Origin of the sequence: Sphaerisporangium fuscum, from assembly GCF_018531465.1 — a bacterium.
Taxonomy (GTDB): domain Bacteria; phylum Actinomycetota; class Actinomycetes; order Streptosporangiales; family Streptosporangiaceae; genus Sphaerisporangium; species Sphaerisporangium fuscum.
Window position 1 is genome coordinate 1 of the sequence record NZ_JAHDTF010000053.1, and the last position, 25063, is coordinate 25063.

General features: G+C 71.9%; 28 protein-coding genes. 23 read left to right on the forward strand and 5 right to left on the reverse strand.

Going from position 1 to position 25063, the window contains the following annotated elements; genetic code table 11:
• From KIK05_RS43770 to KIK05_RS43820, 11 genes are all read left to right on the forward strand, one after another.
• Positions 1–200 (forward strand): hypothetical protein (locus KIK05_RS43770; protein WP_214416834.1); only part of this gene is annotated, 200 nt, incomplete at its 5' end.
• A gap of 7 nt (positions 201–207) precedes the next feature.
• Positions 208–666, forward strand: coding sequence for a roadblock/LC7 domain-containing protein (locus tag KIK05_RS43775; protein WP_214416835.1), 459 nt, complete (start codon positions 208–210; stop codon positions 664–666).
• Positions 663–1013, forward strand: a complete 351-nt coding sequence (locus KIK05_RS43780) for a DUF742 domain-containing protein (RefSeq protein WP_214416836.1) — start codon at positions 663–665, stop codon at positions 1011–1013. Before KIK05_RS43775 ends, KIK05_RS43780 begins: the two co-directional genes overlap by 4 nt.
• Positions 1014–1050: 37 nt before the next feature.
• A complete protein-coding gene (locus tag KIK05_RS43785) occupies positions 1051–1572 on the forward strand; it encodes a GTP-binding protein (RefSeq protein ID WP_308250395.1) in 522 nt (173 codons plus the stop codon).
• The gene (locus tag KIK05_RS43790) at positions 1569–2894 is read left to right on the forward strand and encodes a cytochrome P450 family protein (protein WP_214416838.1); all 1326 of its coding nucleotides are present in this window, start codon (positions 1569–1571) and stop codon (positions 2892–2894) included. Before KIK05_RS43785 ends, KIK05_RS43790 begins: the two co-directional genes overlap by 4 nt.
• The gene (locus KIK05_RS43795) at positions 2798–4018 is read left to right on the forward strand and encodes a cytochrome P450 family protein (RefSeq protein ID WP_250564454.1); all 1221 of its coding nucleotides are present in this window, start codon (positions 2798–2800) and stop codon (positions 4016–4018) included. Before KIK05_RS43790 ends, KIK05_RS43795 begins: the two co-directional genes overlap by 97 nt.
• A 218-nt stretch (positions 4019–4236) precedes the next feature.
• The gene (locus KIK05_RS43800) at positions 4237–5154 is read left to right on the forward strand and encodes a LysR family transcriptional regulator (RefSeq protein WP_214416839.1); all 918 of its coding nucleotides are present in this window, start codon (positions 4237–4239) and stop codon (positions 5152–5154) included.
• Between the two features lie 119 nt (positions 5155–5273).
• Positions 5274–5456, forward strand: a complete 183-nt coding sequence (gene dmpI, locus KIK05_RS43805) for a 4-oxalocrotonate tautomerase DmpI (RefSeq protein ID WP_214416840.1) — start codon at positions 5274–5276, stop codon at positions 5454–5456.
• Positions 5457–5497: 41 nt separating this feature from the next.
• Positions 5498–5923 (forward strand): nuclear transport factor 2 family protein, encoded by a 426-nt coding sequence (locus KIK05_RS43810; RefSeq protein ID WP_214416841.1) that lies wholly within the window; start codon positions 5498–5500, stop codon positions 5921–5923.
• Between the two features lie 203 nt (positions 5924–6126).
• A complete protein-coding gene (locus KIK05_RS43815; RefSeq protein ID WP_214416842.1) occupies positions 6127–6792 on the forward strand; it encodes an SDR family oxidoreductase in 666 nt (221 codons plus the stop codon).
• Positions 6792–7457 carry a TMEM175 family protein gene (locus KIK05_RS43820; RefSeq protein WP_214416843.1) on the forward strand — a complete coding sequence of 222 codons (666 nt, stop codon included), beginning with the start codon at positions 6792–6794 and terminating at the stop codon, positions 7455–7457. Before KIK05_RS43815 ends, KIK05_RS43820 begins: the two co-directional genes overlap by 1 nt.
• Positions 7458–7485: 28 nt before the next feature.
• Here the strand turns inward: KIK05_RS43820 and cuyB are convergent, their stop codons facing one another.
• Positions 7486–8235, reverse strand: coding sequence for a cysteate racemase (gene cuyB / locus KIK05_RS43825; RefSeq protein ID WP_214416844.1), 750 nt, complete (start codon positions 8233–8235; stop codon positions 7486–7488).
• A 109-nt stretch (positions 8236–8344) separates the two neighbouring features.
• On the opposite strand from cuyB, the gene KIK05_RS43830 reads away from it, so the two are divergent.
• Entirely contained in the window at positions 8345–9415 is a 1071-nt protein-coding gene (locus tag KIK05_RS43830) for an Lrp/AsnC family transcriptional regulator (RefSeq protein ID WP_214416845.1), read from the forward strand.
• 21 nt (positions 9416–9436) lie between these two features.
• Here KIK05_RS43830 and KIK05_RS43835 read toward each other — a convergent pair whose 3' ends face one another.
• Positions 9437–10312, reverse strand: a complete 876-nt coding sequence (locus tag KIK05_RS43835) for a LysR family transcriptional regulator (protein WP_214416846.1) — start codon at positions 10310–10312, stop codon at positions 9437–9439.
• A 111-nt stretch (positions 10313–10423) separates the two neighbouring features.
• On the opposite strand from KIK05_RS43835, the gene KIK05_RS43840 reads away from it, so the two are divergent.
• The 4 genes from KIK05_RS43840 to KIK05_RS43855 are packed head-to-tail and all read left to right on the forward strand — an operon-like array spanning position 10424 to position 14665.
• On the forward strand, positions 10424–11989 hold the full coding sequence (locus KIK05_RS43840) for an amidohydrolase (protein ID WP_214416847.1): 1566 nt from the start codon (positions 10424–10426) through the stop codon (positions 11987–11989).
• A gap of 14 nt (positions 11990–12003) precedes the next feature.
• Positions 12004–12972, forward strand: coding sequence for an ABC transporter substrate-binding protein (locus KIK05_RS43845; RefSeq protein ID WP_214416848.1), 969 nt, complete (start codon positions 12004–12006; stop codon positions 12970–12972).
• Positions 12973–12974: 2 nt separating this feature from the next.
• Positions 12975–13883 carry an amino acid ABC transporter permease gene (locus tag KIK05_RS43850; RefSeq protein ID WP_308250397.1) on the forward strand — a complete coding sequence of 303 codons (909 nt, stop codon included), beginning with the start codon at positions 12975–12977 and terminating at the stop codon, positions 13881–13883.
• A 29-nt stretch (positions 13884–13912) separates the two neighbouring features.
• Entirely contained in the window at positions 13913–14665 is a 753-nt protein-coding gene (locus KIK05_RS43855; protein WP_214416882.1) for an amino acid ABC transporter ATP-binding protein, read from the forward strand.
• 9 nt (positions 14666–14674) lie between these two features.
• On the opposite strand, the gene KIK05_RS43860 is transcribed toward KIK05_RS43855, so the two are convergent.
• Both KIK05_RS43860 and murA read right to left on the reverse strand, forming a co-directional pair.
• The gene (locus tag KIK05_RS43860) at positions 14675–17035 is read right to left on the reverse strand and encodes a transglycosylase domain-containing protein (protein ID WP_308250398.1); all 2361 of its coding nucleotides are present in this window, start codon (positions 17033–17035) and stop codon (positions 14675–14677) included.
• Between the two features lie 53 nt (positions 17036–17088).
• Complete coding sequence (gene murA, locus KIK05_RS43865) at positions 17089–18393, reverse strand: UDP-N-acetylglucosamine 1-carboxyvinyltransferase (RefSeq protein ID WP_214416850.1); 1305 nt, start codon at positions 18391–18393, stop codon at positions 17089–17091.
• 106 nt (positions 18394–18499) lie between these two features.
• On the opposite strand from murA, the gene KIK05_RS43870 reads away from it, so the two are divergent.
• Both KIK05_RS43870 and KIK05_RS43875 read left to right on the forward strand, forming a co-directional pair.
• A complete protein-coding gene (locus tag KIK05_RS43870; RefSeq protein WP_214416851.1) occupies positions 18500–19027 on the forward strand; it encodes a CPP1-like family protein in 528 nt (175 codons plus the stop codon).
• 177 nt (positions 19028–19204) lie between these two features.
• Positions 19205–20611, forward strand: coding sequence for an amidase (locus KIK05_RS43875; protein ID WP_214416852.1), 1407 nt, complete (start codon positions 19205–19207; stop codon positions 20609–20611).
• Positions 20612–20618: 7 nt separating this feature from the next.
• Here the strand turns inward: KIK05_RS43875 and ybaK are convergent, their stop codons facing one another.
• Complete coding sequence (ybaK, locus tag KIK05_RS43880) at positions 20619–21119, reverse strand: Cys-tRNA(Pro) deacylase (protein ID WP_214416853.1); 501 nt, start codon at positions 21117–21119, stop codon at positions 20619–20621.
• Between the two features lie 100 nt (positions 21120–21219).
• Between ybaK and hisD the strand changes: the two genes are divergently transcribed.
• Genes hisD through hisH form a run of 5 tightly spaced genes read left to right on the forward strand, consistent with a single transcriptional unit; the run spans position 21220 to position 25040 of the window.
• Positions 21220–22524, forward strand: a complete 1305-nt coding sequence (hisD, locus tag KIK05_RS43885; RefSeq protein ID WP_214416854.1) for a histidinol dehydrogenase — start codon at positions 21220–21222, stop codon at positions 22522–22524.
• On the forward strand, positions 22521–23657 hold the full coding sequence (locus KIK05_RS43890) for a histidinol-phosphate transaminase (protein ID WP_214416855.1): 1137 nt from the start codon (positions 22521–22523) through the stop codon (positions 23655–23657). Before hisD ends, KIK05_RS43890 begins: the two co-directional genes overlap by 4 nt.
• On the forward strand, positions 23654–24265 hold the full coding sequence (hisB, locus tag KIK05_RS43895) for an imidazoleglycerol-phosphate dehydratase HisB (protein WP_214416856.1): 612 nt from the start codon (positions 23654–23656) through the stop codon (positions 24263–24265). Before KIK05_RS43890 ends, hisB begins: the two co-directional genes overlap by 4 nt.
• Positions 24262–24417 carry a CG2302 family histidine operon protein gene (locus tag KIK05_RS43900; protein ID WP_214416857.1) on the forward strand — a complete coding sequence of 52 codons (156 nt, stop codon included), beginning with the start codon at positions 24262–24264 and terminating at the stop codon, positions 24415–24417. The genes hisB and KIK05_RS43900 overlap by 4 nt, the downstream gene beginning before the upstream one ends.
• The gene (hisH, locus tag KIK05_RS43905; RefSeq protein WP_214416858.1) at positions 24408–25040 is read left to right on the forward strand and encodes an imidazole glycerol phosphate synthase subunit HisH; all 633 of its coding nucleotides are present in this window, start codon (positions 24408–24410) and stop codon (positions 25038–25040) included. Before KIK05_RS43900 ends, hisH begins: the two co-directional genes overlap by 10 nt.
• The last annotated feature ends 23 nt before the right edge of the window (positions 25041–25063 follow it).

A 25063-nucleotide genomic window follows, 5' to 3' on the forward strand; every position in this document is an offset into this window, starting at 1 on the left:
TGCCGCAGCGCCGCCGTCAGACGCCACGCGCGGCCGACCCCCGCCGGACCGGCGGCGCGGGCGGCTCCGGCCCCGGTGGCAGGGCGCTCACCACTCCGGAGGAGGCCCAGAAGCGGTGGGGCGACTTCCAGGCCGGTGCCGAGGCCGGGCGCCGCGAGGCGATCCCGTCCCAGCCGCACGACATCACCGAAGGGAACTGACCGCTCCATGGACTCCCACAGCGCTGCAGCCGGCCGTGTCCAGACCAAGGGCCGCCCCCTCGCCCTCGACGTGTCGTGGGTCCTTTCGCCGCTGCTCGCACTCCCCGGCGTCGCCCGTGGCGTCGTGCTGAGCCGTGACGGGCTCATCCTCGGCGGCTCGGCCGACGTGAACGCCGAGACCGGCGAGCGGGCGGCCGCCATGACGAGCTCCGTCCTGGGTGCCGCCCGCGCCCTGTGCGAGGGCCTCAGCGACGGCGGGGACGGCGAGGTCGTGGACATCGTGATCTCCGCGGGCAGCGGCTACTACTACATCGCCCCGGCCGGCGACCGCGCCGCCATCGTGGTGGCGGCCACCCACGCGGTCAACATGGGCGCGCTGGCCTACGAGGTCCAGCTCCAGGTGCAGAAGCTCATCAAAGCCCTCGACGAGGCCAGCGCGGCCAGGACACCGGGCACCAGGGCATGACGTCCGGACGGGAGCGGCGGCGCGTCGTCCCGGACTACATGGCCGCCGCGCGGTTGACCGTGCCCGAGCACGTCAGCGTCGAGCGCACCACCCTGGTCTACATCGCCGACGACGCCGAGACCCGCGGGCTTGACCCGCCCGGCTCGCACCTGCTGGCCCTGCTGCGGGACGGGCCGTTGTCGGTGTACGAGTGCGCCGCGCACCTGGGCCTGCCGTACTGCGTGGTGCGGCTGCTGGTCGCCGGGCTGGTCGGCAACGGAACTCTGCTGGCCCGCGAGCCGTTCGTCGCCGACATGCCCGACATCGAGATCTTGGAGTTGGTGCTCAGTGGCCTTCGCGCGCTCTGACAGCCGTATCAGTACCGACCACATACCGGTCAAGCTGGTGATCGCAGGGCCGTTCGGCGTCGGCAAGACGACCATCGTGGGCGCGCTCTCGGAGATCAAGCCCCTCAACACCGAGGAAGTGCTCACCCAGGCGGGCACACTGGTCGACGACCTCACCGGCGTGAACGAGAAGACGACCACCACCACCGCGATCGACTTCGGCCGCCTCACGCTGCCGGGCGTGGTGCTGTACCTGTTCGGGGCGCCGGGGCAGACGCGGTTCCAGGTGCTGTGGGACGAACTGGTCCGCGGCGCGCTGGGGGTGCTGGTCCTGGCCGACACCCGCCGCATCGACGAGAGCTTCGCCGTCCTCGACCTGGTGGAGAGCGCCGGGATCCGGTACGCGGTCGCGGTCAACCACTTCCCCGACTCCCCGGAGTACCCGCCCGAGGTCCTGCGCAAGGCGCTGGACCTGGACCCGCGCACGCCGCTGGTGGTGTGCGACGCCCGCGACCCCGTCTCCGCCCGCGCCTCGCTGATCGCGCTGGTGGAGCACATCAGAGAGCTGGTGCTGTCATGACCCTGCGCTACCTGCCCAACGCCGGGCGCCTGTACGGGCCCGACTTCGCCAGGGATCCGCAGGCGGTCTACGCGGCGCTGCGCCGGCAGCACGGCGCGGTCGCGCCCGTGGAGATCGCCCCCGGCATCGAGGCCCACCTGGTGATCGGCTACCAGGCGGCCGTGGACGTGCTGACCAACGCGGGCGGCGTCTGGAGCAAGAACACCAGCGACTGGAAGGTGCGGCTCCCCGACACCCCGGAGGCCGCCGCGATGATCGGGATGCTCGGCTACCGGCCCAACGCGCTGTTCTCCGACGGGGCCGAGCACGCCCGCTACCGCAGGGTGATCTCCGACTGCTTCGGCCTGATCCAGCCGCACAAGCTGCGCCAGATGGTGATCGAGATCTCCGACTCGCTCATCGCCCGGTTCGCCGCGAAGGGCGAGGCCGACCTGGCCGGCGACTTCGCCCGGCCGATCCCGTTGCGGATCTTCAACCTCCTGTTCGGGCGGCCGGACTCCGACAGCGCCGACCTGATCGAGGCCCTGTCCGCCATGATGGAGGCCGACGGCGAGGCCGGCGCGCGGGGCACCGAGGCGTACGGCCGCTACATCGGCGAGCTGATCCAGGCCAAGTACGCCCGGCGCGGCGACGACCTCACCTCCTGGTTCATCGACCACCCGGCCGGACTCGACCACGAGGAGCTGGTGCAGACCTTCGTCCTGGTGATCGCCGCCGCCTACGAGCCCACGTCCAGCCTGATCTCCAACACCATCTCCCGGATGGTCAGCGACGACCGCTACTACAGCTCGCTCACCAACGGCGCGCTCAGCACCTACGACGCCCTGATGGAAGCGGTGCGCGTCGAGCCCGCCATGGCCAACTACGGGCCGTACGTCGTGCGCCACCCCGTGCACTTCCACGGGACCTGGATCCAGCCGGCCGAGCTGGTCCTCGTCTCCTACGCCGCGGCCAACACCGAGCCCGCCCACGTGCCCGAGGAACTGCGCTCCGACGGGGGCGCCTACCTGGGCTTCGGCGCCGGGCCGCACCGCTGCCCGGCCAGTGACCCGGCCATGCTCATCGCGATGACCGCGATCGAGCGCCTGACCTCCCACCTGTGCGACCTGGAACTGACCGTGCCGCGCGAGGAGCTGGTGTGGCGGCCCGGGCCGTTCCACCGGTCGCTGGCGCACCTGCCGGTGCGCTTCACTCCCATCCGTCCCGACCAGCCAGGAGAATCCCCTTGGGCAGTGCAGCCCCCGTCGTCCTCGACCCTTTCGGCTCCGATCTCCCCGGCGAGGTCCGCCGGTTACGTGACCTCGGCCCCCTGGTCCTCGTAGAGCTGGCGGGAGGCATCCCGGCCTGGGCCGTCACCCGGCACGACCTGCTCAAGCAGCTCATCCTCGACCCCATGGTCAGCAAGGACAAGCGGCACTGGCGGCTGCTGCCGAAGGCGCTCTCGGAGCCCGGCTGGACCTGGATCATGACCTGGATCGGCGTGTCCAACATGCTCAGCGCCTACGGCGAGGAGCACCGGCGGCTGCGCAAGCTCATCGCGCCCAGCTTCACCGCCCGCCGCACCAAGGCGATGCAGCCGATCGTCGAGGGGATCGTCGCCGAGCTGCTGGACGCCATGGCCGCGCTGCCCCCGGGCCAGGTCGTGGACCTGCGCGGCGCCTACGCGCATCCGCTGCCGATGCGGGTGATCTGCGAGCTGTTCGGCGTCCCCGCGGAGATGCGGGTGGAGATGGCCCGGATGATGGAGGCCATCATGGACACCACCGCCACCCCCGAGGAGGCGGCGGCCACGGCGGCCCAGATCGGCACCGTGCTGCCGGCCCTGGTCGCCCACAAACGCGAGCACCCCGGCGACGACCTCACCACGGAGCTGATCGACGTCCGCGACAGCGGCGACTCGCTCAGTGACGACGAACTGCGCGACACCCTGCTGCTGCTCATCGCGGCCGGGCACGAGACCACCGTCAACCTGATCGGCAACGCCGTACACGCCCTGCTCACCCACCCCGACGAGCTCCGGCGGGTCCTCTCGGGAGAGATCTCCTGGGAGGCGGTGGTCGAGGAGACGCTCCGCTGGGCCCCGTCGATCGCCAACCTGCCGCTGCGGTTCGCCATCGAGCCGATCGAGATCGGCGGCGTGCGGATCGAGGCGGGCGACGCGATCATCACCAGCTACCTGGCCGCCGGGCACGACCCCGACCGGCACGGTCCCGGCGCCGACCGGTTCGACCCCACGCAGGAACGCGACGAGCACCTGGCGTTCGGCATCGGGGTGCACCGCTGCATCGGCGCCCCGCTCGCCCGGCAGGAGGCGCTCACCGCCCTGCCCGCGCTGTTCGACCGCTTCCCGGATCTGCGCCTGGCCGTGGGGGAGGCCGAGCTCACCCACGTCCCGTCGTTCATCGCGCACGGCTGGAGCCGGCTGCCCCTGCTCCTGCACCGCTGACGAGGTCTTCCGGGGGCCGCGGCGTTCAGGTCTCCTCGAACGCCGCGGCCGCGGCGCCCTTCACCCCGCCCTCCGCTCCGAGGGCCGCGCGGCGCACGGGGCCCGGTCGGTGCCCGCCGCGCCCGCACGAGCAGGCGCTGCCCCGTCTCGCGTGATGTCCGGCGGGTGACACCGGGCAGCCCGGGGCCGACGAGCAGGCGACTGCTTAGCTAGCGGGTATGGAGCTGCGTCAACTTCGCTATTTCGTGGCGGTGGCCGAGGAGTTGCACTTCGGGCGTGCCGCTGAACGGCTGCTGATCGTGCCGTCGGCCGTCAGCCAACAGGTGCGGCGGCTGGAACGAGAGCTCGGCGCCGACCTTTTCGACCGGTCGCCGCGGCGGGTACGGCTGACGGAGGCCGGGCAGCGGCTTCTGCCGGAGGCGCGAGAGATGCTGGCGGCCGAGCAGCGGGCGCGTGCGGCGGTGACCGGCTGCGCCGCTGCTCGTGGTGATCGCCTGCGGGTGGGCACCAGCACGGGGATGGGGGACCGGTTGGATCGGGTGCTTGAGGTGCTGACCGGGCTGGCCCCTGATCTGCGGGTGGAACTGGCCTCGGTCTCCACAGCGGTGCGGCTGGAGCAGGTCGCCCGTGGGGAGCTGGACGCCGCTTTCGTGCGTGGGGTGGAGGAAGGCCCCGACGGAGTGCGGCTGGTTCCGGTGTGGCGGGACCGGCTACTGGTGGTCATCGCTGCCCGGCACGCACTTGCGCGGCGTGCCGATCTGGAGCTGGCCGAGCTGGCCGGCCTGCCGCTGTATCTGACAGCACGGCGCAACAATCCGCCACTGGTGGATCTCGTCGTGGGCGCGTGCCGGGACGCCGGCTTCGAGCCCGTACCCGGTCCACCGCACAGCTCGCTCCAGGACACCCTGGCTGCTTTGGGGGCGGGCAGTCCCGGCTGGAGTGTGGTGTACGCGGCGCACGCCGCGCAGCTGGCCACCGAGCGGGTCGCCTTTCTACCGGTGCGCGATGTCAGTGGGCACGGCACACCCCTGGTACTGCCGACCGCAGTCGCCGTGCACCGTGACTCACCCCCAGCGCGCCTGGGGTCTTTCCTGGAGGCCTGCCGTGCGGTCGGCGCGAGCGATCGCGAATCGTGAACACTGCGTGCGCGAAGTGGCCCTAGGTCCCGGGCTCCGGATGGGGTGGACTGGTGGTCGAACAGGCGCGGCCGCGAAATCCGCGGCCGCGCCCGGCACGTCGATCTCAGGAGATGACCATGCCCGTCGTCACCGTCCAGCAGGGTCCGCGCAGCATCGAGCTCAAGCGCGAACTGGTCGCCCGCATCACGGACGCGTTCGTGGACGCCTACAAGATCCCCGCGGACACCGTCCAGGTGTGGATCAACGAGACCCCGGCTGACAGCTGGGGCGCCGCCGGCAAGCTCACTGCCGACAAGTAGCCGTCCTGACCACCGTTGTCACGAGAGGAACCGATGCCGTCATGACCACCACTGAACGCACCGAGCCGGACGAGCCCAGGGGCGTGGTGCTGCGCTACTTCGAGGCGCTCGCCGCCGGGGACCAGGAGACCATCTGGAACTGCTGGGCCGAAGACGGCACCTGTTGGTACGGGGGCGACCTGCCCATCTCCGGCACCTGGCAGGGCCGGGACCAGGTCGTGAACGGATTCCTGGCAACCGCCTTCGCTCACTTGGACCCCGACCGCGAGATCGGCCTGAAGGTCACCAACGTCTTCGGCGAGGGCGAGCAGGTGCTGGTCGAGTGGGATTCCTGGGCGACCGGCAAGACCGGCAGGCCCTATCACGAGCAGAACATCGGCGTCTTCGTCGTCCGCGACGGGAAGATCGTCAGCATGCGCGAGTACGCCGACACCCAGCACTGGGAACGCGCACTCGTCGCCCCGTAGGACTGAAGCCGGCATACCGGCATCCACGCCCCCTCGGGACGGGCCGGCAGTGGCCGTACGCGCGGGCCGGTGTTCGTCATGCACGATCGGCGCGGCCTGGGACGGCCGTCAGCCCCCGCGACACCTAATGATCGACTGTTTTCCGGTCCGCCATAAGCGGATTTATTGGTCGCTGTCGGGTTGCGCCTCTACTGTTTGAGGCCATGAAGACAACGTTGATCACCGGAGGGGCGAGCGGCATCGGCCTGGCGCTCGCCGAGCGGCTGGTGGCCGACGGGCAGGCGGTCGCGGTCACCGGGCGCGACGAGGCCAAGCTCGCCCGGGTGCCCGGCGTGTTACGTCTGCCCGGCGACGCCACCGACTACGACGCCGTGCGGGACGCCGTGGAGGCGACCGTCAAGGAGTACGGCAGGCTCGACCATGTCGTCGCCAACGCCGGTTTCTCCACCCACGGCCCGCTCACCGAGACCTCCCCGGACCGGTTGCGCGACATGGTCCTCACCAACGTGCTCGGCCCCGCCCTGCTCGTGAAGGCCGCGCTGCCCGCGCTGCGCGAGACCCGCGGCCGGATCGTGCTGGTCGGCAGCGTCGCCGGATTCATCCACTCGCCGGGCAACATGTACTCGGTGACGAAGTGGGCGGTGACCGCGCTCGCCGAGAACACCCGCATGCTCGTGACCGGCGACGGCGTCGGCGTGACGCTGATCGCGCCCGGCCGCGTCGACACCGCGTTCTGGCCGGAGGGACGCCCCGCGGGGCCGCTGCTCAGCGCGGACAACATCGCCGACGCCATCGCCTGGGCGCTGGCCCAGCCCGAAGGCGTGGACGTCAACACGGTCGTCGTGCGTCCCACCGGTCAGCCCACCTGATGCCCGCCTCCTACTCCCGCTTCTCGGGCGGCAACATCGGCAGGCTGGCCGGACTGAGCGACGGCGTGTTCGCCATCGCCATGACGCTGCTGGTCCTGGAGTTGCACGCGCCGGTGCTCGAGGCCGTGCACCACCAGAGCCCGGTCTGGGAGAGCGGCGCCCTCGACGCGGAGCGGGGGTTGTGGCAGGCGCTGGTGCTGCTGGCGCCGAAACTGCTCACCTACTTCATGAGCTTCCTGACTCTCGGCATCTTCTGGGTGGGGCAGCAGACGCAGCTCAACCAGTTCGAGCGGGCCAACCGGCACCTGACGTGGATCCACCTGGCGTTCCTGGCCGCGGTCTCGCTGATGCCGTTCTCCACGGCGCTGCTCGGCGAGTACATCGACTACCGGCTCGCGCTGGTCATCTACTGGCTGAACCTGCTGCTACTCGGCGCGATGCTGCTGGCGAGCATCACCTACGGGCACCGGGCCGGGCTGCTGAAGGCGGAGGTGGACCACGACACGCGCCGGGCGCACCGGCGCCGGATCGTCGTCTACCAGCTGATGTACGCGGTGGCCACGGCGCTGTCGGCGGTCAACACCTACGTCAGCATCCTGCTGATCGTCCTTTTCCAGCTGAACTCCGCGATCGCGCCCAGGATCTGGCGGCTCAGCAGCTTCTGATCCACCCGCCCGCGGATGGCGGTCGTCGTCATCCGGCCTGACGCAGGCCGGTGCCGAGGGCGACGGCGGCGACCCGGCGGGCCAGCAGACGGGCGGGGTCGATGACCGGGACGGGGACGAGGGAGTCGTCCAGGGCCAGGACGATCTCGGTGCACGCGGTGACGATCCGTTCCGCGCCCCGCGCCGCCAGGGAACGGGCGACCTCCGCCAGTGCCCGCCTGTGGGCCGGGCCGGCGCCGCCGCTCTTGACGGCGCCGATGGCCGCCATGACCTCCCGCTGGCCTGGCTCGTCCGGCTCGGCCACCTCCACGCCGCGGCGGCGGAGGGCCTCCGCGTAGAGGCCCGCGCGCAGGGTGCCGGACGTGGCCAGCACGCCGGCCGTCCGGACACCGCCGGCGGTGAGGGCGTCGGCCGTGACGTCGATGATGCTCACCAGCGTCAGCCCCGCCTCCTCGGCCAGGCGGGGGACGAAGGCGTGGGCGGTGTTGCAGGGGACGGCGAGCACCTCGCACCCCGCCCGCTTCAGCCCCTCGATGCCGCGCCGCAGGTACGGGGTCGGATCCTCCCCGCGGCCGAGCAGGTTCAGGGAACGGTCGGGGACGCGAGGGTCGCCCCAGATGACGACGGGGACGTGGCCCTGGTCGCAGGTGGCGGCCGTCTCCTCCATGAGCTTGCCGTAGAAGTCGACGGTGGCCGCCGGGCCCATGCCGCCCAGAACACCGACCAGCCGGGGCGGCCCGCCCGGCCGGGCGCCATCGTGGCCGGCCATCGCAGTCATCGGCGGGTGTCCTCTCCCTCGCGGCGAACCTGAGGCGGGGCCGGGCGCGAGGACGACCGGGCGACCGCCCGAAGAAAGGATCCCGGTATAAGGTGAGCCCGGTGTCCAAATGCAGCAAAGCGACACCAAGGGAGCGAATGTGCTGGAATCCGGCATCGAGTCCCCGCGGTTGCTGTCGGAGACCGACCTGGAACTCATCGACGCCCTCCAGATCGACCCGCGCGCGAGCTGGATCGACGTCGCGGCGGTGACCGGCGCGGACCCGGCGACGGCGGCGCGGCGCTGGCGGCGGCTGAACAGCCGCGGGGAGGCGTGGACCACCGTGGCGCTGGGGCAGCGCCAGATGCACGCGATGAGCATGGCGTTCCTGGAGATCGACTGCGAGGCGGGCGCGGCGGCCGAGGTCGGCGGCACCCTCGCGCGGGCGGGGCACCTCATCACCGTGCAGCACGTCGCCTCCGGTCACGACCTGTTCGTGATCGCCGTCGCCGCCTCGATGCCGGCGCTGGCGGACTACCTGCTCATGGACCTGCCGCGGGTGCCCGGCGTGGTGAAGGTGCGCCCCCATGTCGCGACCCGTGTCTTCGACGCCTCGCGCCGCTGGCGGCTGCGCGTGCTGCCGCCCCGGTCCGCGGGCGCGCTGGCCAGGCGGCAGCGGCCGCCGGAGAGCACCAGGCAGATGGACGAGATCGACCGGCTGCTGTTCAAGGCCCTGCTGGCGGACGGCCGCACCGCCTACTCCGAGCTCGCCGCGGTCGTCGGCGTGTCCGAGCGCACGGTGCAGCGCAGGCTGTCGCGCCTGGTCGCGGCCGGTGACATCGATTTCCGGTGTGACGTGGCGCGGCCGCACGCGGGCTGGCACTCCTCGGCGGTGCTGTGGCTGCGCATGCCGGACGGGCTGCTGGAGGAGACGGGCAGGGCCCTGCTGGAGTGGCCGGAGACGCGCACGTGCGCGGCGCTCGCGGGGAAGCGCAACATGCTCCTCACCGTCGGCCTGCACGCCGTCGGCGACCTGCACCCGCTCGTGGTCCGCCTGGAGGAGCGGTTCCCGTACGTGAGCGTCGCCGACCGGCAGATCGTCCTTCGGCAGTCGAAGCTCTACGGGCGGCTGCTCGACCGCTTCGGCCGTTGCGCCGGCGTCGTCCCGGTGGACCCGTGGAGCCTGTCGCCGCGGGGGTGAGGAGTGTCACGAGACCGCCGGTCAGAGCGCCAGCGCGTCCAGCACGGACCGCAGGCGGGTGGTCTCGCGGTCGGGGCGGATGAGCGTGAAGATGCTGCGGCTGGTGTTCAGCCACGGCACGTCGGCGACCACGACGTCCGGGCCGTGCCCGCGCAACGCGAGGTCGGGGACGAGGGCGGCGCCCACCCCCGCCTCGACCATCGACATTATGATCTTGAAGTCGTCGGCGTGGCAGGCCACGCGGGGACGCAGGCCCCAGCGGGCGAACACGCCGTCCAGGAAGGAGGCGTCGCTGCTGGCGGGGTGGTGCATGATCCACGGCAGGTCGACGAGCTGCTCGACCCGGTAGGGCGCCAGGTGGGACCACTCGCGCGGGAGGACGACCTTGTAGCGGTCCTCGGCGATCCAGCGCCGGCTCAGCGCCGACGGCCAGGACAGGCCGGAGTTCCCCACCTGGTAGACGATCGCCGCGTCCATCTCGCCACCGGCGCTCAGGCGCGGGATGAGCTGGGAGGGCTCGGCCACGGAGATCTTGACGCCGGCCCGTTCCTCGGGGGACGTCCGCCGCAGGACGTCGGCCAGCACCTGGGCGAAGCTGGGGAAGATGCCCAGGTGGATCCGCCGTCCGCTGCTGCTGTGCACGGCCTGGACGGTGGCCACCATGCGCTCGATGTCCATGAGCACGGTCTCGGCCTGCCTGGCCAGCACCTCGGCGGCGGCGGTCGGCAGCGCGCTGCGGGCCGAGCGCTCGAACAGCTTCACGCCCGTCGCCCGCTCCAGCGCGACCATCTGCTGGGAGACGGCTGAAGAGGTGTATCCGAGCCGGTTGGCGGCGGCGGCGAAGGACCCCAGCTGCACGACCTCCCGGAGAGTGCGCAGGTGTTCGGGTTTGAGCATCAGAGTTCCTTGCCCTCAGGGCGGCTAAATGTCGTGTTTATAGCGCTTCCTACTTCTTTGCGCCACTCCTACAGTGAGTGGCCATCATCACTTCGACGTCCTGAGAGTCACATGAGCATGCGCGTTTACCGCAACGCCGCCATCCACACCGGGGACAGCGGCAACCCCACCGCCCAGGCCATGGCCGTGGACGGCGAGCGCCTGCTCGCCGTCGGCACCGAGGCCGAGGTGCGCGAGGTCGCGGGCGGGGGAGCGGAGCTGATCGACCTCGACGGCGCCGCGGTGCTCCCCGGTCTCTACGACGCCCACATCCACACCGCGCAGTACGCCCAGAGCCTGGACGCGGTCGACCTGCGCGACGTGCGCACCCTGGACGAGGCCCTGGCGATGGTGGCCGCGCACGCGAAGCGGCTGCGGCCGGGCGCCTGGCTGTTCGGCGGCCGATGGAACAGCAACGCTTGGGATCCGCCTGCGCAGCCGGACAGGTACACCCTGGACTCGGTCTGCCCGGACCTGCCGGTCGCGCTGCCCAGCGTGGACGGCCACACGGTGTGGGCGAACTCCGCCGCGCTGCGGCTGGCCGGCATCGACGCCGGCACGCCCGACCCGGTCGGCGGTGAGATCGTCAGGGACGCGAGCGGGGAACCCACCGGCATCCTGCGCGAGTCCGCCTCCTACCCCCTGCGCGACCTCATGGTCTCCGCCGACCTGCGCGACCAGCTCCGCGCCGCCCAGGAGGAACTCCTGGCGCTCGGCCTGACCAGCGTGCACGACATCGACGGCGAGGACTGCCGCGCCGCCTACCTGGAGCTGCGCGAGGCGGGCGAGCTGAAGCTGCGTGTGCACAAGGCGATCCCCATGATCCACCTGGAGGCGGCCATCGCCGAAGGCCGCCGGACCGGCCAGGGCGACGACTGGTTCCGTACCGGCCCCGTCAAGATCTTCAGCGACGGCGCGCTGGGCTCGCACACCTGCCACATGAGCGAGCACTTCGCCGGCGAGCCGGACAACGCGGGCATCGCGGTCACGCCGTATGACGACTTGGTCGCGCTGTTCGGCAAGGCCGCCAGGGCCGGGATCGCGGTGGCCACGCACGCCATCGGCGACCAGGCCAACCACCTGGTCATCGACGCCTACGAGGCCATCGGCCACACGCCGGGGCTGCGGCACCGCATCGAGCACGCCCAGCACCTGCGGCCCGCCGACCTGGCCAGGATGGCCAGGCTCGGCATCGTCGCCTCGATGCAGCCCGTGCACTGCACCAGCGACATCGACCTGGTCGACTCCCTGCTCGCCGGGCACGATCTGGCCTCCTACGCCTGGCGCGGGATGCTGAACGTCGGCGTCCCGCTGGCCTTCGGGTCCGACGCCCCGGTCGAGCACCCGAACCCCTTCGCCGCGCTGTACGCGGCGGTCACCCGCACCCGTCCCGACGGTTCGCCCGCCGGCGGCTGGCAGCCCGAGCAGCGGCTGAGCATGGGCGAGGCCCTCGCCGCCCACACGCTCGGGGCGGCCTACGCCGCAGGCGAGGACGACCGCAAGGGTGTCCTCGCGCCCGGCAGACTCGCCGACTTCATCGCGGTGGACACCGACCCCTTCGCGGAGTCGCCGGACGCGGTGCTGCGGACCAAGGTCATGACCACCGTGGTCGGCGGCGAAGTCCGCTGGCAGCGTTGATAAGGAGCACCCCCGTGAACACCCGCACTCTCCCCACGCTCGCAGCCGGCGTGCTGCTGGCCGCGACCGCCGCCTGCGGCGCCCAGTCCCTGGACGGCGGCTCGTCCGGCACCACCTCCGCGCCGTCGGCCGCCGCCGCGCCGTCCGTCGTCCTCGACCAGGCCCCCGCCGAGGAGAAGGCGGCCGACGTCATCAACGCGATCCAGCCCGACAAGGAACTGGCGGCCAAGGCGTCGGCGAGCCTGAAGTCCGGCGTCCTGAAGGTCGTCTCCTCCATGGGCTACCCGCCCATGGAGATCTTCGCCAGCGACGGCACGACCGCCATCGGGTTCGACCCCGCCCTGGCCAGGGCCATCGCCAGGAAGCTCGGCGTCAAGGTCACCATCACCGACGAGGAGTTCAACTCACAGATCCCCGGCGTGCTCACCGGCCGCTACGACTTCGTCATCTCGTCCATGACCGACAACGCCGAGCGGCAGGGCCAGGTCAGCTTCGTCGACTACGTGCGGGCCGGCGCCGGTCTGATCGTCAAGAAGGGCAACCCCGCGGGCATCGCCGGGCCGAAGGACCTGTGCGGCAAGACGGTCTCCGTCGTCGACAACGGCTCCTCGATGGACCTGGCCGAGAGCTACGACGCCGCCTGCCGCAAGGACGGCGGGCACGGGGTGAACGTCCTGAAGTTCCCCGGCGACCAGGAGGCGCTGATCCAGGTCACCGGCGGCCGCGCGCAGGCCTCCGTCACCGACTACGTCGTGGCCGCCAGCAAGGCCGCCGACCCCAAGCTGGCGGTCGAGGCGGTCGCGCTCGACGGCACCGAGGCCCCGTGGGGGATCGGGATGAAGCCCGACAACAAGGTGCTCATCGACTCCGTCAAGGGCGCACTGGACTCCCTCATCCAGAGCGGTGAGTACGCCAAGATCCTCAAGGCGTGGAACCTGGAGAAGCTCGCCGTCACCTCCGCTGTGGTCAACGGCGGTAAGTGACCGTGCGAACCGAACCGATCGCCGACGCCTCGGGCACCCCGGTGCCCGTCGCGCGGACCTGGCACTGGGGCCGCTTGGTGGGCGCCGCCGTCGCGCTGGCGGTCGTCGGCTGGCTCGTCTACCTGGTCGTGGTCAACCCGCGGCTGGACTGGGGCAAGGTCGCGGAGTACCTGTTCAACGGCCGCATCCTGGACGGCGTCCTGGTCACCGTCGAGATCTCCGTGCTCGCGACGGCCCTCGGGCTGGTCCTGGGGGTCATCATCGCGATCATGAGGTTGTCGCACAACCCGGTGCTGAGCGGGCTGGCCACGCTCTACATCTGGTTCTTCCGCGGCACCCCGGTCCTGGTGCAGCTCATCTTCTGGTACAACCTGGCCTTCCTGTTCCCCGAGCTCGTGCTCAAGATCCCGTTCACGATGATCGGCCTCAAGTGGGACACCAACCAGGTGATGACCGGCTTCACCTCGGCCATGCTGGGGCTCGGGCTGAACCTGGCGGCCTACTTCGCCGAGACCGTGCGCGCCGGCATCCAGGCCGTCGACAAGGGCCAGACCGAGGCGGCGTACGCGCTGGGCATGACCCCCGGCAAGCGGATGCGGGTCATCGTGCTGCCGCAGGCGCTGCGCATCATCATCCCCCCGACCGGCAACGAGTTCATCTCCATGCTGAAGACCACTTCGCTGGTCTACGTGGTCGCCGGGCACGACCTGATGACCAACGCCAGCCAGATCTACAAGGCCAACAACCTGATCATGGAGCTGCTGATCGTGGCGAGCCTGTGGTACATGCTCATGACCGCCGTGGCGACCTTCCTGCAGGGCAGGCTGGAGCGCCGCTTCGGCTCCGACGCCGTACGGCTGGTGCGCGGCGGCGGCCTGGCCGCCAGGATCCTGCCGAAGGTGACCGCGTGAACCCCGTCGTCCAGGCCGCCGGGGTGCGGATGAGCTACGGCGACGTGCAGGTGCTCAACGGCGTCGACTTCACCGTCGCCCCGGGCGAGGTGAGCTGCGTCATCGGGCCGTCCGGCTCGGGCAAGTCCACCTTCCTGCGCTGCATGAACGGCCTGGAACCGGTGCTCGGCGGCAGCCTGCGCGTCCTCGGCGAGGAGGTCGGCCACACCCTGCGCGACGGCCGGTACCACCCCTGGACGCCCAAGGAGTTCGCCGCCTTCCGCAGGAACATCGGCATGGTGTTCCAGCGCTTCAACCTGTTCGCCCACCACAGCGCGCTGGAGAACGTCGCCTGCGGCCCGGTCCACGTCCTCGGCACCCCGGCCGAGCGCGCGCGGAAGCTGGCCATGGAACACCTGGACCGAGTGGGCCTCGCCGGCCACGCCCACAAGCGGCCCCACCAGCTCTCCGGCGGCCAGCAGCAGCGGGTGGCCATCGCCAGGGCGCTCGCCATGAACCCGGCGCTGATGCTCTTCGACGAGCCGACCTCCGCGCTGGACCCGGAGCTGGTCGACGAGGTCCTGGAGGTCATGAAGGGCCTGGCCGCCGACGGGATGACGATGGTCGTGGTGACCCACGAGATCGCCTTCGCCAGGGAGGTCGGCGACTGGCTGACCTTCTTCGCCGACGGCGTGGCCGTCGAGCGGGGCCGCCCGCGTGAGCTCCTGGCGGCGCCGCGGCACGAACGGACCAGGGCCTTCCTGTCCAGCGTGCTGGGCGCGAAGGACCGTCAGGAGTCCTAGCGGGCCGGGTCACCAGCCGGAGGGGCGGTCCTCGTACGGCCACTCGTCGAAGGGGTACCACCAGTGGTCGGCGGCCGGGCGGTGCCAGTGGCGGTTGAGGCGGTCGCCCCGGCCCCGCTCGCCCGGATCGCGGCCCTGCCCCCACCACTCGTCCGGGGCGCCCGGCTCGTGGCCCGGCGCCCCGTCCTCGGGGCTCCCCGGGCGGGCGGGGACGGCCTGGTCCTCGGGCTTCAGCCCGGGAGTCGAGCCGCCGCCGAACCGCTGCATGTCCGGGGAGCTGAACGACTTCGCCGGCACGTCGCGCAGCGCCTCCTCCATGGACTTCACCCAGATCGGCCCCGGCAGGGTCGCGCCCTGGATGTTCCCGTAGGACTGCCCGCCGATCTCCACCCCCGTCAGCGGATGCTTGTAGGCCCCCCTGATGTCGCCCAGGCTGACGGCGGCGGCCAGGTCCGGGGTGTACCCGGCGAACCACGCCGAGGTGTAGCCGTTGTTGGTGCCCGTCTTGCCGCCCGCGTCCCGGCCGATGCCCTGACCGCGCATGGTGCCCCTGGTGAACACCCCGGACAGCACCCAGTTGACCGCGTCGGCGACCTCCTGCTCGATCGCCTGCCGGCAGCTCGGCGCGACGGTCGTGTGCCTGCCGTCGTGCTCGACGATCTCGCTGATGGCCATCGGGTGGCAGAAGCGGCCGCGCGCGCCGAACGTCGCGAAGGCGCTCGCGACCGTCACCGGGTCCATCTCGTTGACTCCGAGGGTGAAGGTCGGCACCTCCTTCAGCGGCTTGCCGTCGGCCCTGGCGACGCCGAGGGAGCGGGCGGTGCGCACCACGTCGCACAGTCCCACCTCGCGCTCCAGCATCATGTAGAAGATGTTGACCGACTGCCAGGTGCCCGTGGCCAGGCTGTACGGGCCGCCCTTGCCCTCGCCGCTGGCGTTGTAGATCACCGTGCCGGGGGAGTTGACCTTGTGGCCGGCGCAGTCCTCGTACCCCGACGACGGCTCGAAGCCGCCCGGCGTGTCGAAGCCCTGGTCGAACCGCCAGCCCTTCGCCAGCGCCGTCGCCAGGGTGAACACCTTGAACGTCGAGCCGGCCTGGAACCCCAGCCCGCCGCCGTGCGCCACGTCCGCGGGCAGGTTGTAGGTGGTGCTCGGGCCGTTGTTGCTGTCGCCGGGGTTGATGCCGTACTTCTTGCTCGCCGCCAGGGCGCGGATGCGGCCCGTGCCGGGTTCGACCATGGCCTCGGCGGCCACCTCGTTGTCCTTGGGGTGCACGTACGCCGCGATGGCGCGCTCGGCGGCGCGCTGCGCCACCGGGTCCAGGCTCGTCCTGATCGTCAGACCGTCGCGGTACAGCCGCCGTTCCCGTTCCGCCCGCGTCCGCCCGAAGGCCGGATTGGCGGCGATCTCCTTCTGCACGTAGAGGCAGAAGAACGGGTACCGGCTCTCGGAGCAGCCGCCCGGCTCGGGGCGCAGGTTGAGGGCCAGCGGTTCGGCCCGGGCGGCGTCGGCCCGCGCCTGCGGGACCATGCCGAGCTTCCCCATGCGTTCGAGGACGAGGTCGCGCCGCTCCAGCAGCCGCTTCTGGTGCTCGGCGCCGAGCGCCGGGTCGGTGAAGTACGGCGTGCGCACCGCGCCGGCGAGGGTGGCGGCCTGGGCCAGGGTGAGGTCGGCCGCCGAGGTGCCGAAGAACCGCTTGGCGGCCGCCTGGACGCCGAAGGCGCCGCCGCCGAAGTAGGTGATGTTGAGGTAGCGCACCAGGATCTGGTCCTTGGTGTACTTCCTCTCCAGGCCCATGGCGTACCGCAGTTCCTGGATCTTCCTGCGGATGCTCGGCGCCCGAGCCTGGCTGCGCTCGCCCTCGGAGCGGGCGTTCTGCAACAGGATGTTCTTGACGAGCTGCTGCGTCAGCGACGACCCGCCCTGCTGGATGCTCCTGGCCCTGGCGTTGGTGATCAGCGCCCGGATCGTGCCCTTGATGTCGAGGCCGGCGTGCTCGTAGAAGCGGGCGTCCTCGATGGCGACGATCGCCTTGAGCATGAGCGGCGAGATCTTGTCGATGCTCACCGACTGCCGGTTCTGCAGGTAGAACTGGGCGAACTGCTTGCCGTTCTTGTCGAGCAGCCGTGTGCGCTCGGGCAGCGGCAGCTCGCGCAGCATGGTGGGCACCTCGAAGAAGTCGTGCGTGGCGTCCCTGGTGAGGATGCCGGCTCCGCCCACGGCCGGGAGGGCCAGGGCCGCGACGAGAAGGCCCCCGGCCACGCCCGCCCCGCCGAGGGCGACGACGCCGGCGAGCACCGGACGCTCCCGCGCCCAGCGCGGCGCGGACCCGCCGAGCGGTGCCCGGCGGCCGTCGGTTCCCGTGCTCACGGGATTAGAAGTGCGACCGCCAGAACCTCCGCAAACGCCCTAGCGAGGAATCTTTAAGCTTCCCGGCTGATCTTCAACCCAAGTGACGTGAATTGGTCAAAAACGCGATGATAGCCGCGTTCGATGTGGTTGACACCGCGCAGGGTGGAGTTCCCGTCGGCGACCGACGCGGCGAGCACCGCGGAGAAGCCGGCCCGGATGTCGGGCAGCGTGACGTCCGCGCCGCGCAGCTTGGACACCCCCCGCACGACCGCGGAGTGCTTGGCGTTGGTGTCGTGGTAGCGGCAGGCGGGCCCGCCCAGGCACACGTCGAAGATCTCGATCTCGCAGCCCATCTTCTGCAGCGCCGGCACGTACACCAGGCGGTTCTCGAAGACGGTCTCGTGCAGGACCGACATGCCCTCGGCCTGCGTGAACAGGACCATCAGCGGCGTCTGCCAGTCGGTCATGAAGCCGGGGTGGGTGTCGGTCTGGACGGCGGCGGCGCGCAGGCCGTCCGGCGCGGAGGCCGTCAGCCAGTCGTCGGTGATGTCGAACTGCGCGCCCATGCGGGCCAGGGTGGTGATGGCGGTGACCAGGCGGTCCTGCGGGCAGCCGTGCACCCGGACCTCGCCCCCGGTGATCAGCCCGGCCACCAGGTAGGAGAACGCCTCGATGCGGTCGCCGGCGAGCCAGGTGGACGCGCCGCGCAGGCGCTCGACGCCCTCGATCACGATGCGGCGGTCGGGGCTGAGCTCGATGCGGGCGCCCATGCGCTGCAGGAACAGCGCCAGCTCGACGACCTCCGGCTCGGTGGCCGCGCCCTTGATCACCGTCTTGCCCTCGGCGAGCACGGCCGACAGCAGGATCGTCTCGGTGGCGCCGACGCTGGGGTAGGGCAGCTCGATGCGGGTGCCGCGCAGGCGGCGGGCCTTGGCGAAGATGCCGGTGTCGCCGACCTCGACCTCGGCGCCCATCGCGCGCAGCGCCTCGACGTGGAAGTTCACCGGCCGCCGCCCGATCGGGTCGCCGCCCACCAGCGGGACGAACGCCTCGCCCGCCAGGTGCAGCAGCGGGCCGAGCATCAGGATCGGGATGCGGTTGAGCCCGGTGAAGGCCTCCGGCACCCGCGGCCGGATCTCGGGGCCGCGCTCCAGGTGGATCTCACGTCCCTCGACCCGGACCTCGATGCCGAGGGCGTCCAGCATCGCGGCGGTGATGCCGACCTCGCCGACCTCCGGCGCGTTGTGCAGAGTGCTCGGGCCGCTGCCCAGCATGGCGGCCACCATGTGCTTGGACACGGCGTTCTTGGAACCCCGTACTTCGACGTCCCCCCGCAGAGGTCCGGAAGGTTCGATCAGCCATACCTCATCGCTCACGGGGGACAGCCTAACCGTGGCCCGCGCGCGGCCGAAGGCGTGGCGGCCGGAGGGGTGGGTAGCATATGCGGATCCACACGAGCGAGACTCAGGGCGAGGTGATCGGGTGCGGCATCTGCGAGACTTCGGCCTGACCGTCGTGGTCCTCGGCCTCCTCGGCGTCGCGGCGGGTCTCGCCTGGTCGGCGCTGGCTCCCCGCACGCCGTACATCGTCACCCAGGGCGGACCGGAGCTGGCCGACCCGACCACCCAGTCGCTGATCGCCGCCGACGGCTGGTTCGCCGTGATCACCGGGGTCGCGGGCCTGGCCTGCGGCGTGGGCGCCTACCTGCTCTCCCGCAAGGGCCGTCCGCTCGCCCTGCTGTCCGGCCTCGCGGTCGGCGGCCTGCTGGCGGGCTTCCTCGCCCTCAGCGTGGGCAGCTCGCTCGGCGGGCCGATGGTGCAGGCGGCGGCGCCGGGGGCGGCGGCCGTCGGCTCGACGGTCGACGTGCTGGCCATCACCGCGCACGGCGTGCTGCTGTGCTGGGCCCTGGTGGCGGTCGCGATCTTCGGTCTCCTGGAGTCCATCGACGGCTACCGCGACTCGCCGCTGCGCCAGCCCTACGCCGGCGAGCCCCCGCACACGGGCTCCTGACGCCCTCGGGGGCGCTGAGCGCCTCCCGCGCGGGGAAAGGCTTCAGGTGAGAGGGGTTCCGCGGCCACGCTTGGCGAACATTGCCGTCGCCACCCGGCGTTCCCGCTGAACACACTGGCGTCATCTGCCGGAACACGCCCGGCCGGCGAGCGGACCTCACGCCCCCAAGGAGCCACAGTGACCGAGTTGTTCTACCTGTCCGCCACCGAGATGCTCGCCCTGCTGCGCGCCAAGGAGATCAGCGCGGTGGAGCTGGCCGAGGCCCACCTGCGGCGGATCGACGAGGTGAACGGCGAGGTCAACGCGATCGTCACGCTGGTGGCCGACCAGGCGCTGGAACAGGCCCGAGCGCTCGACGACGGTCTCGCCCGCGGTCACTGGCAGGGCCCCCTGCACGGCCTTCCCATCGCCTACAAGGACCTGACCGACACCGCCGGCATCCGCACGACGTACGGGTCGCCGCTGTTCGCCGGCAACGTGCCCGGACAGGACGAACCGCTGGTGCGGCGCGCCAGGGCGGCCGGGGCGGTCACCGTCGGCAAGACCAACACCCCCGAGTTCGGCACCGGCTCCCACACCGTCAACGAGGTGTTCGGCGCGACCCGCAACCCCTACGACCTCACCAGGAGCGCCGGCGGCAGCAGCGGCGGGGCCGCCGCCGCGCTCGCCTCCGGCATGGTGCCGCTGGCCGACGGGTCCGACATGGGCGGCTCGCTGCGCAACCCCGCGTCGTTCTGCAACGTCGTGGGGCTGCGGCCGACCCCGGGCCGCGTGCCGGACGACTCCGCCACCGCGGCGTGGTACACCCTGTCGGTCGCCGGGCCGATGGCCAGGACGGTGAGCGACGCGGCGCTGCTGATGAGCGTCATCGCCGGTTTCGCCCCCACCTCGCCGTTCGCGATCCGCGAGGACGGTTCGATCTTCGCCGGGCCGCTGGAGCCGGACGTCGCCGGGCTGCGGGTGGCGTGGAGCCCCGACCTGGGCGGGCTGCCGGTGGACCCGGAGACGGCCGAGGTGACCGCGCGCGCCCCCGGCGTGCTCGCGGGGCTCGGGGCGAAGGTCGAGCGGGTCGACCTCGACCTGTCCGACGCCGAGGACGCCTTCCGCATCTACCGCGCCTGGTACTACGCCGCCACCTTCGGCGACCTCCCACAGGAACGGCTCGGCGCGAACGTGGCCTGGAACGTCGAGCAGGGCCGCAAGGTGACCGGCGCCGACCTGGCCCGCGCCGAGCGGCTGCGCAGCGGCCTGTTCCAGCGCATGAACGCCTTCTTCGACGACCACGACGTGCTGCTGGCCCCGGTGAGCCAGGTGCCGCCCTTCCCCGTGGAGCAGCCGTACGTCACGGAGGTGGCGGGCGTGGCGATGCCCGACTACCTGGCCTGGATGCGCTCGGCGTACTGGATCAGCGTCCTGCACGCCCCGGCGGCCTCGGTGCCGTGCGGCTTCACCCCGGGCGGCCTCCCGGTGGGCGTCCAGATCGTGGCCCGCCCCTGGGCCGACCGGACCGTCCTGAAGACCGCCTACGCCTTCGAACAGGCCACCGGCGAGGGCGCCGTCCGCCCCGCGTTCAGAGGCCGGTAGGCGCGGATCAGGACGCCTTGCCGATGGGGGCGGTGGTGGCCTTGGTGAGGCGGATGAGCTCGGCCGGGGCGGTCTCGATCTGGAGGCCGCGGCGGCCGGCCGAGAAGAAGATCGTCTCGAAGCCGAGGGCGGACTCGTCGATCACCGTCGGCAGGGCCTTGCGCTGGCCGAGAGGGCTGATGCCGCCGACGACGTAGCCGGTGACCCGCTCGACCTTGGACGCGTCGGCCATCGCCGCCCGCTTGCCGCCGAGGGCGGCGGCGAACGCCTTGAGGTCGAGCTTGCCGGAGACGGGCACGACCGCGACGGCGAGCCCGGTCTCGACCTCGGCGACCAGCGTCTTGAAGATGCGGTCGTGCGGCACGCCGAGCGCGTCGGCGGCCTCCTCGCCGTAGGCCTGGGCCGCGGGGTCGTGGTCGTAGGGGTGGAGTGTGAACGTGGCCCCGGCCTTGGCCAGGGCCACGGTGGCGGGAGTGCCCTGGCCTGTCTTGTTCTTCGTCTTGCTCACGGCGCCAGCTTAACGACAAGTTAAAATCTACAATGTAAAGGCGCCGTCCGAATGGCGGACGGGGGCCGGGTCCGGGTGGCGACCTCCGTAGACTGGACCGGTGATATCCCGTATCGACCTGCGCGGGTCCCTTCCGGGCAACCTGCGCGACGTGCTGCCCCGCGCCGAACTCGACGTCGAGGCCGCCCTTTCGAAGGTGCGGCCGATCTGCGACGAGGTGCGCCATAGGGGCGTGGCGGCGGTACGGGAGCTGACCGCCCGGTTCGACGGCGTGGAGCTCGACTCCACCCGCGTCCCGGCGGAGGCGATCGGCGCCGCGCTCGACGCCCTCGACCCCGCCGTGCGCGCCGCCCTCGAGGAGTCGATCCGCCGGGCCCGGCTGGTCCACCGCGACCAGCGCCGCACCGACACCGTCACCCAGGTCGTGCCCGGCGGCACGGTCACCGAGCGGTGGGTGCCCGTCGAACGGGTCGGCCTGTACGTCCCGGGCGGGCGCGCGGTCTATCCGTCCAGCGTGGTGATGAACGTCGTGCCGGCGCAGGAGGCCGGGGTGCCGTCCCTGGCGGTCACCTCCCCGCCGCAGGCCGAGTTCGGCGGGCTTCCGCACCCGACGATCCTCGCCGCGTGCGCGCTGCTCGGCGTCGACGAGGTGTACGCCGTCGGCGGCGCCCAGGCCGTGGCGATGTTCGCCTACGGCACCGAGGAATGCCCGTCGGTCAGCATGGTCACCGGCCCTGGCAACATCTGGGTCGCCGCCGCGAAGCGCCTGCTCAAGGGCCACATCGGCATCGACTCCGAGGCGGGGCCCACCGAGATCGCCATCCTCGCCGACGACACCGCCGACCCCGTCCACGTCGCGGCCGACCTCATCAGCCAGGCCGAGCACGACGTGATCGCCGCCGCCGTGCTGGTCACCGACAGCGAGGCGCTGGCCGAGGCCGTCGAGAAGGAGCTGCCGGTCCAGGTCGCGGCCACCAAGCACTCCGAGCGCATCTCCGAGGCCCTGGCGGGCAGCCAGTCGGGCATCGTGCTGGTCTCCGGCCTCGACGACGGGCTGAAGGTCGTCGACGCCTACGCCGCCGAGCACCTGGAGATCCAGACCGCCGACGCCCACGCCGTGGCGGCCCGGGTGCGCAACGCCGGTGCGATCTTCATCGGGCCGTACGCCCCGGTGTCCCTCGGTGACTACCTCGCCGGGTCCAACCACGTGCTGCCCACGGGCGGCTGCGCCTGCCACTCCTCGGGCCTTTCGGTGCAGACGTTCCTGCGCGGCATCCACGTCGTCGACTACAGCCGCGAGGCCCTGGCCGAGGCGGCCGGGCACGTCTACGCGCTCTCGGGCGCCGAGGACCTGCCCGCCCACGGCGCCGCGGTCCGCGTGCGGTTCGAGGGGAGCCCCCGATGAGCGGCGTACGGCTCGACGACCTGCCGATCCGCGACGACCTGCGCGGGCGCACCCCGTACGGCGCGCCCCAGATCGACGTGCCGGTTCGGCTGAACACCAACGAGAACCCCTACCCGCCCTCGCCCGGCCTGGTCGCCGACCTGGCCGAGGCGGTGCGGCGCGACGCCTCCGAGCTCAACCGCTACCCCGACCGCGACGCCGTCGCCCTGCGCGAGGACCTCGCCGCCTACCTCGGCCACGGCCTGACCTCCCGCCAGGTGTGGGCGGCCAACGGCTCCAACGAGGTGCTGCAGCAGATCCTGCAGGCGTTCGGCGGCCCCGGGCGGTCGGCGATGGGGTTCGAGCCGTCCTACTCCATGCACCCGATCATCACCACCGGCTCCGCCACCCGCTGGATCCCCGGCGCCCGCGAGGACGACTTCGGCCTCGATCCGGAGAAGGCGGTGGCGGCGATCGAGGAGCACCGGCCCGACATCGTGTTCCTGACCAGCCCGAACAACCCGACGGGCACGGCCCTGCCGATGGAGGCCATCCAGCGCGTGGTGGCGGCCGCGCCCGGCATGGTGGTCGTCGACGAGGCCTACTTCGAGTTCGCCCGCACCGGCACGCCGAGCTCGCTCACCCTGCTGCCCGGCAACCCGCGGCTGATCGTCACCCGCACCATGTCGAAAGCGTTCGCCATGGCCGGCACACGGCTCGGCTACCTCGCCACCGATCCGGCCGTGATCGACGCGCTGCTGCTGGTGCGCCTGCCGTACCACCTGTCCACGCTGACCCAGGCCGCCGCGCGGGTCGCCCTGGCGCACACCGGCGAGCTGCTCGGCACCGTCGACCGGCTGCGGGCCGAGCGCGACGCGTGCGTGGCCTGGCTGCGCGGCCAGGGTCTGGAGGTCGCCGACTCCGACGCCAACTTCGTGCTGTTCGGCCGGTTCGCCGACCGCCGCGCGGTGTGGGAGGGGCTGCTGGAGCGCGGGGTGCTGATCCGTGAGGTGGGCCCGCCCGAGTGGCTGCGCGTCTCCGTCGGCACCGCCGAGGAGATGGCGGCCTTCCGCGAGGCGATGTCCGCCGTGCTGTCCGTCGCAAGACCCGCGTCCGCCCCCGCCGGACGCGACGATCTGGAGGAAGTCCTGTGAGCACTGCCGTCGAGAGGCCGCGCACCGGCCGCGTCGAGCGCACGACCAAGGAGACCTCGGTGCTCGTCGAGGTCGACCTGGACGGCACCGGCCGGGTCGACGTCGCGACGGGCGTCGGCTTCTTCGACCACATGCTCGCCCAGCTCGGCAAGCACGGCCTGTTCGACCTGACCGTCAAGACCGACGGCGACCTGCACATCGACTCCCACCACACCATCGAGGACACCGCCCTCGCGCTGGGCGCGGCCTTCCGCGAGGCGCTGGGCGACAAGTCGGGCATCCGGCGGTTCGGCAGCGCGTCCTGCCCGCTGGACGAGTCGCTCGCGGAGGTCACCGTCGACCTGTCCGGCCGGCCGTACCTCGTGCACACCGAGCCCGAGGGCATGGCCCCGATGATCGGCCCCGACTACGACACCACGCTGACCCGGCACATCCTGGAGTCGTTCGTGGCGCAGGCCGCGATCTGCCTGCACGTGCGGGTGCCGTACGGGCGCAACGCCCACCACATCGTGGAGGCGCAGTTCAAGGCCCTGGCCCGCGCGCTGCGCGCGGCCACCGAGCGCGACCCGCGCGCGACGGGCGTGCCGAGCACCAAGGGAGTCCTATGAGCTCCAACTGGACGGCCGTCGCCATGATCTTCGTGGGGCTGTTCCTGATCGGCGGGGTCGTGTCGTTCTACAAGCAGGGCATCAAGGTCGGTGCCGTCGTCCTCGGCGTCGGCGCCGTCATGGCGATCACGGCGGGGGTGTTGTGGTGGTGAACGTCGTCGTCCTCGACTACGGGTCCGGCAACCTCCGCTCGGCCGAGCGGGCGCTCGCCCGCGCCGGCGCCGAGGTGACCGTGACCGCCGACTTCGACGCGGCCCTGAACGCCGACGGCCTCGTGGTGCCCGGCGTCGGGGCGTTCTCGGCCTGCATAAGCGGGCTGAAGAGCGTGCGCGGCGACCAGATCATCGGCCGCCGCCTGGCCGGCGGCCGCCCGGTCCTCGGCATCTGCGTCGGCATGCAGATCCTCTTCGCCGAGGGCGTCGAGCACGGCGAGCGCACCGAGGGGTGCGGCGAGTGGCCCGGCGTCGTCGAACGGCTGGAGGCACCCGTCCTGCCGCACATGGGCTGGAACACCGTGCAGGCGCCTGAGGGGTCGGTGCTGTTCTCCGGGATCGACCCGGCGACCCGGTTCTACTTCGTCCACTCCTACGGAGTGCGCAAGTTCGAGCTGGTGGCCGGGGACGGCTTCGTCCAGCCGCTGGTCACCTGGGCCGAGCACGGCGTGCCGTTCGTCGCGGCGGTGGAGAACGGGCCGCTCATGGCCACCCAGTTCCACCCGGAGAAGTCCGGCGAGGCCGGAGCCGTGCTGCTTTCGAACTGGCTGGGCACGCTGTGACCGCCCGCGTCCCCACCGTCACC

Coding starts and splice junctions, on each gene's coding strand:
- KIK05_RS43835 (WP_214416846.1), bottom strand. CDS start 10,312: ATGCTCAAACCCGAACACCTGCGCACTCTCCGGGAGGTCGTGCAGCTG.
- KIK05_RS43855 (WP_214416882.1), top strand. CDS start 13,913: ATGAGCTACGGCGACGTGCAGGTGCTCAACGGCGTCGACTTCACCGTC.
- KIK05_RS43810 (WP_214416841.1), top strand. CDS start 5,498: ATGACCACCACTGAACGCACCGAGCCGGACGAGCCCAGGGGCGTGGTG.
- KIK05_RS43900 (WP_214416857.1), top strand. CDS start 24,262: ATGAGCTCCAACTGGACGGCCGTCGCCATGATCTTCGTGGGGCTGTTC.
- KIK05_RS43820 (WP_214416843.1), top strand. CDS start 6,792: ATGCCCGCCTCCTACTCCCGCTTCTCGGGCGGCAACATCGGCAGGCTG.
- dmpI (WP_214416840.1), top strand. CDS start 5,274: ATGCCCGTCGTCACCGTCCAGCAGGGTCCGCGCAGCATCGAGCTCAAG.
- KIK05_RS43790 (WP_214416838.1), top strand. CDS start 1,569: ATGACCCTGCGCTACCTGCCCAACGCCGGGCGCCTGTACGGGCCCGAC.
- KIK05_RS43890 (WP_214416855.1), top strand. CDS start 22,521: ATGAGCGGCGTACGGCTCGACGACCTGCCGATCCGCGACGACCTGCGC.
- KIK05_RS43800 (WP_214416839.1), top strand. CDS start 4,237: ATGGAGCTGCGTCAACTTCGCTATTTCGTGGCGGTGGCCGAGGAGTTG.
- KIK05_RS43780 (WP_214416836.1), top strand. CDS start 663: ATGACGTCCGGACGGGAGCGGCGGCGCGTCGTCCCGGACTACATGGCC.
- KIK05_RS43840 (WP_214416847.1), top strand. CDS start 10,424: ATGAGCATGCGCGTTTACCGCAACGCCGCCATCCACACCGGGGACAGC.
- cuyB (WP_214416844.1), bottom strand. CDS start 8,235: ATGACTGCGATGGCCGGCCACGATGGCGCCCGGCCGGGCGGGCCGCCC.
- KIK05_RS43775 (WP_214416835.1), top strand. CDS start 208: ATGGACTCCCACAGCGCTGCAGCCGGCCGTGTCCAGACCAAGGGCCGC.
- KIK05_RS43815 (WP_214416842.1), top strand. CDS start 6,127: ATGAAGACAACGTTGATCACCGGAGGGGCGAGCGGCATCGGCCTGGCG.
- KIK05_RS43830 (WP_214416845.1), top strand. CDS start 8,345: ATGCAGCAAAGCGACACCAAGGGAGCGAATGTGCTGGAATCCGGCATC.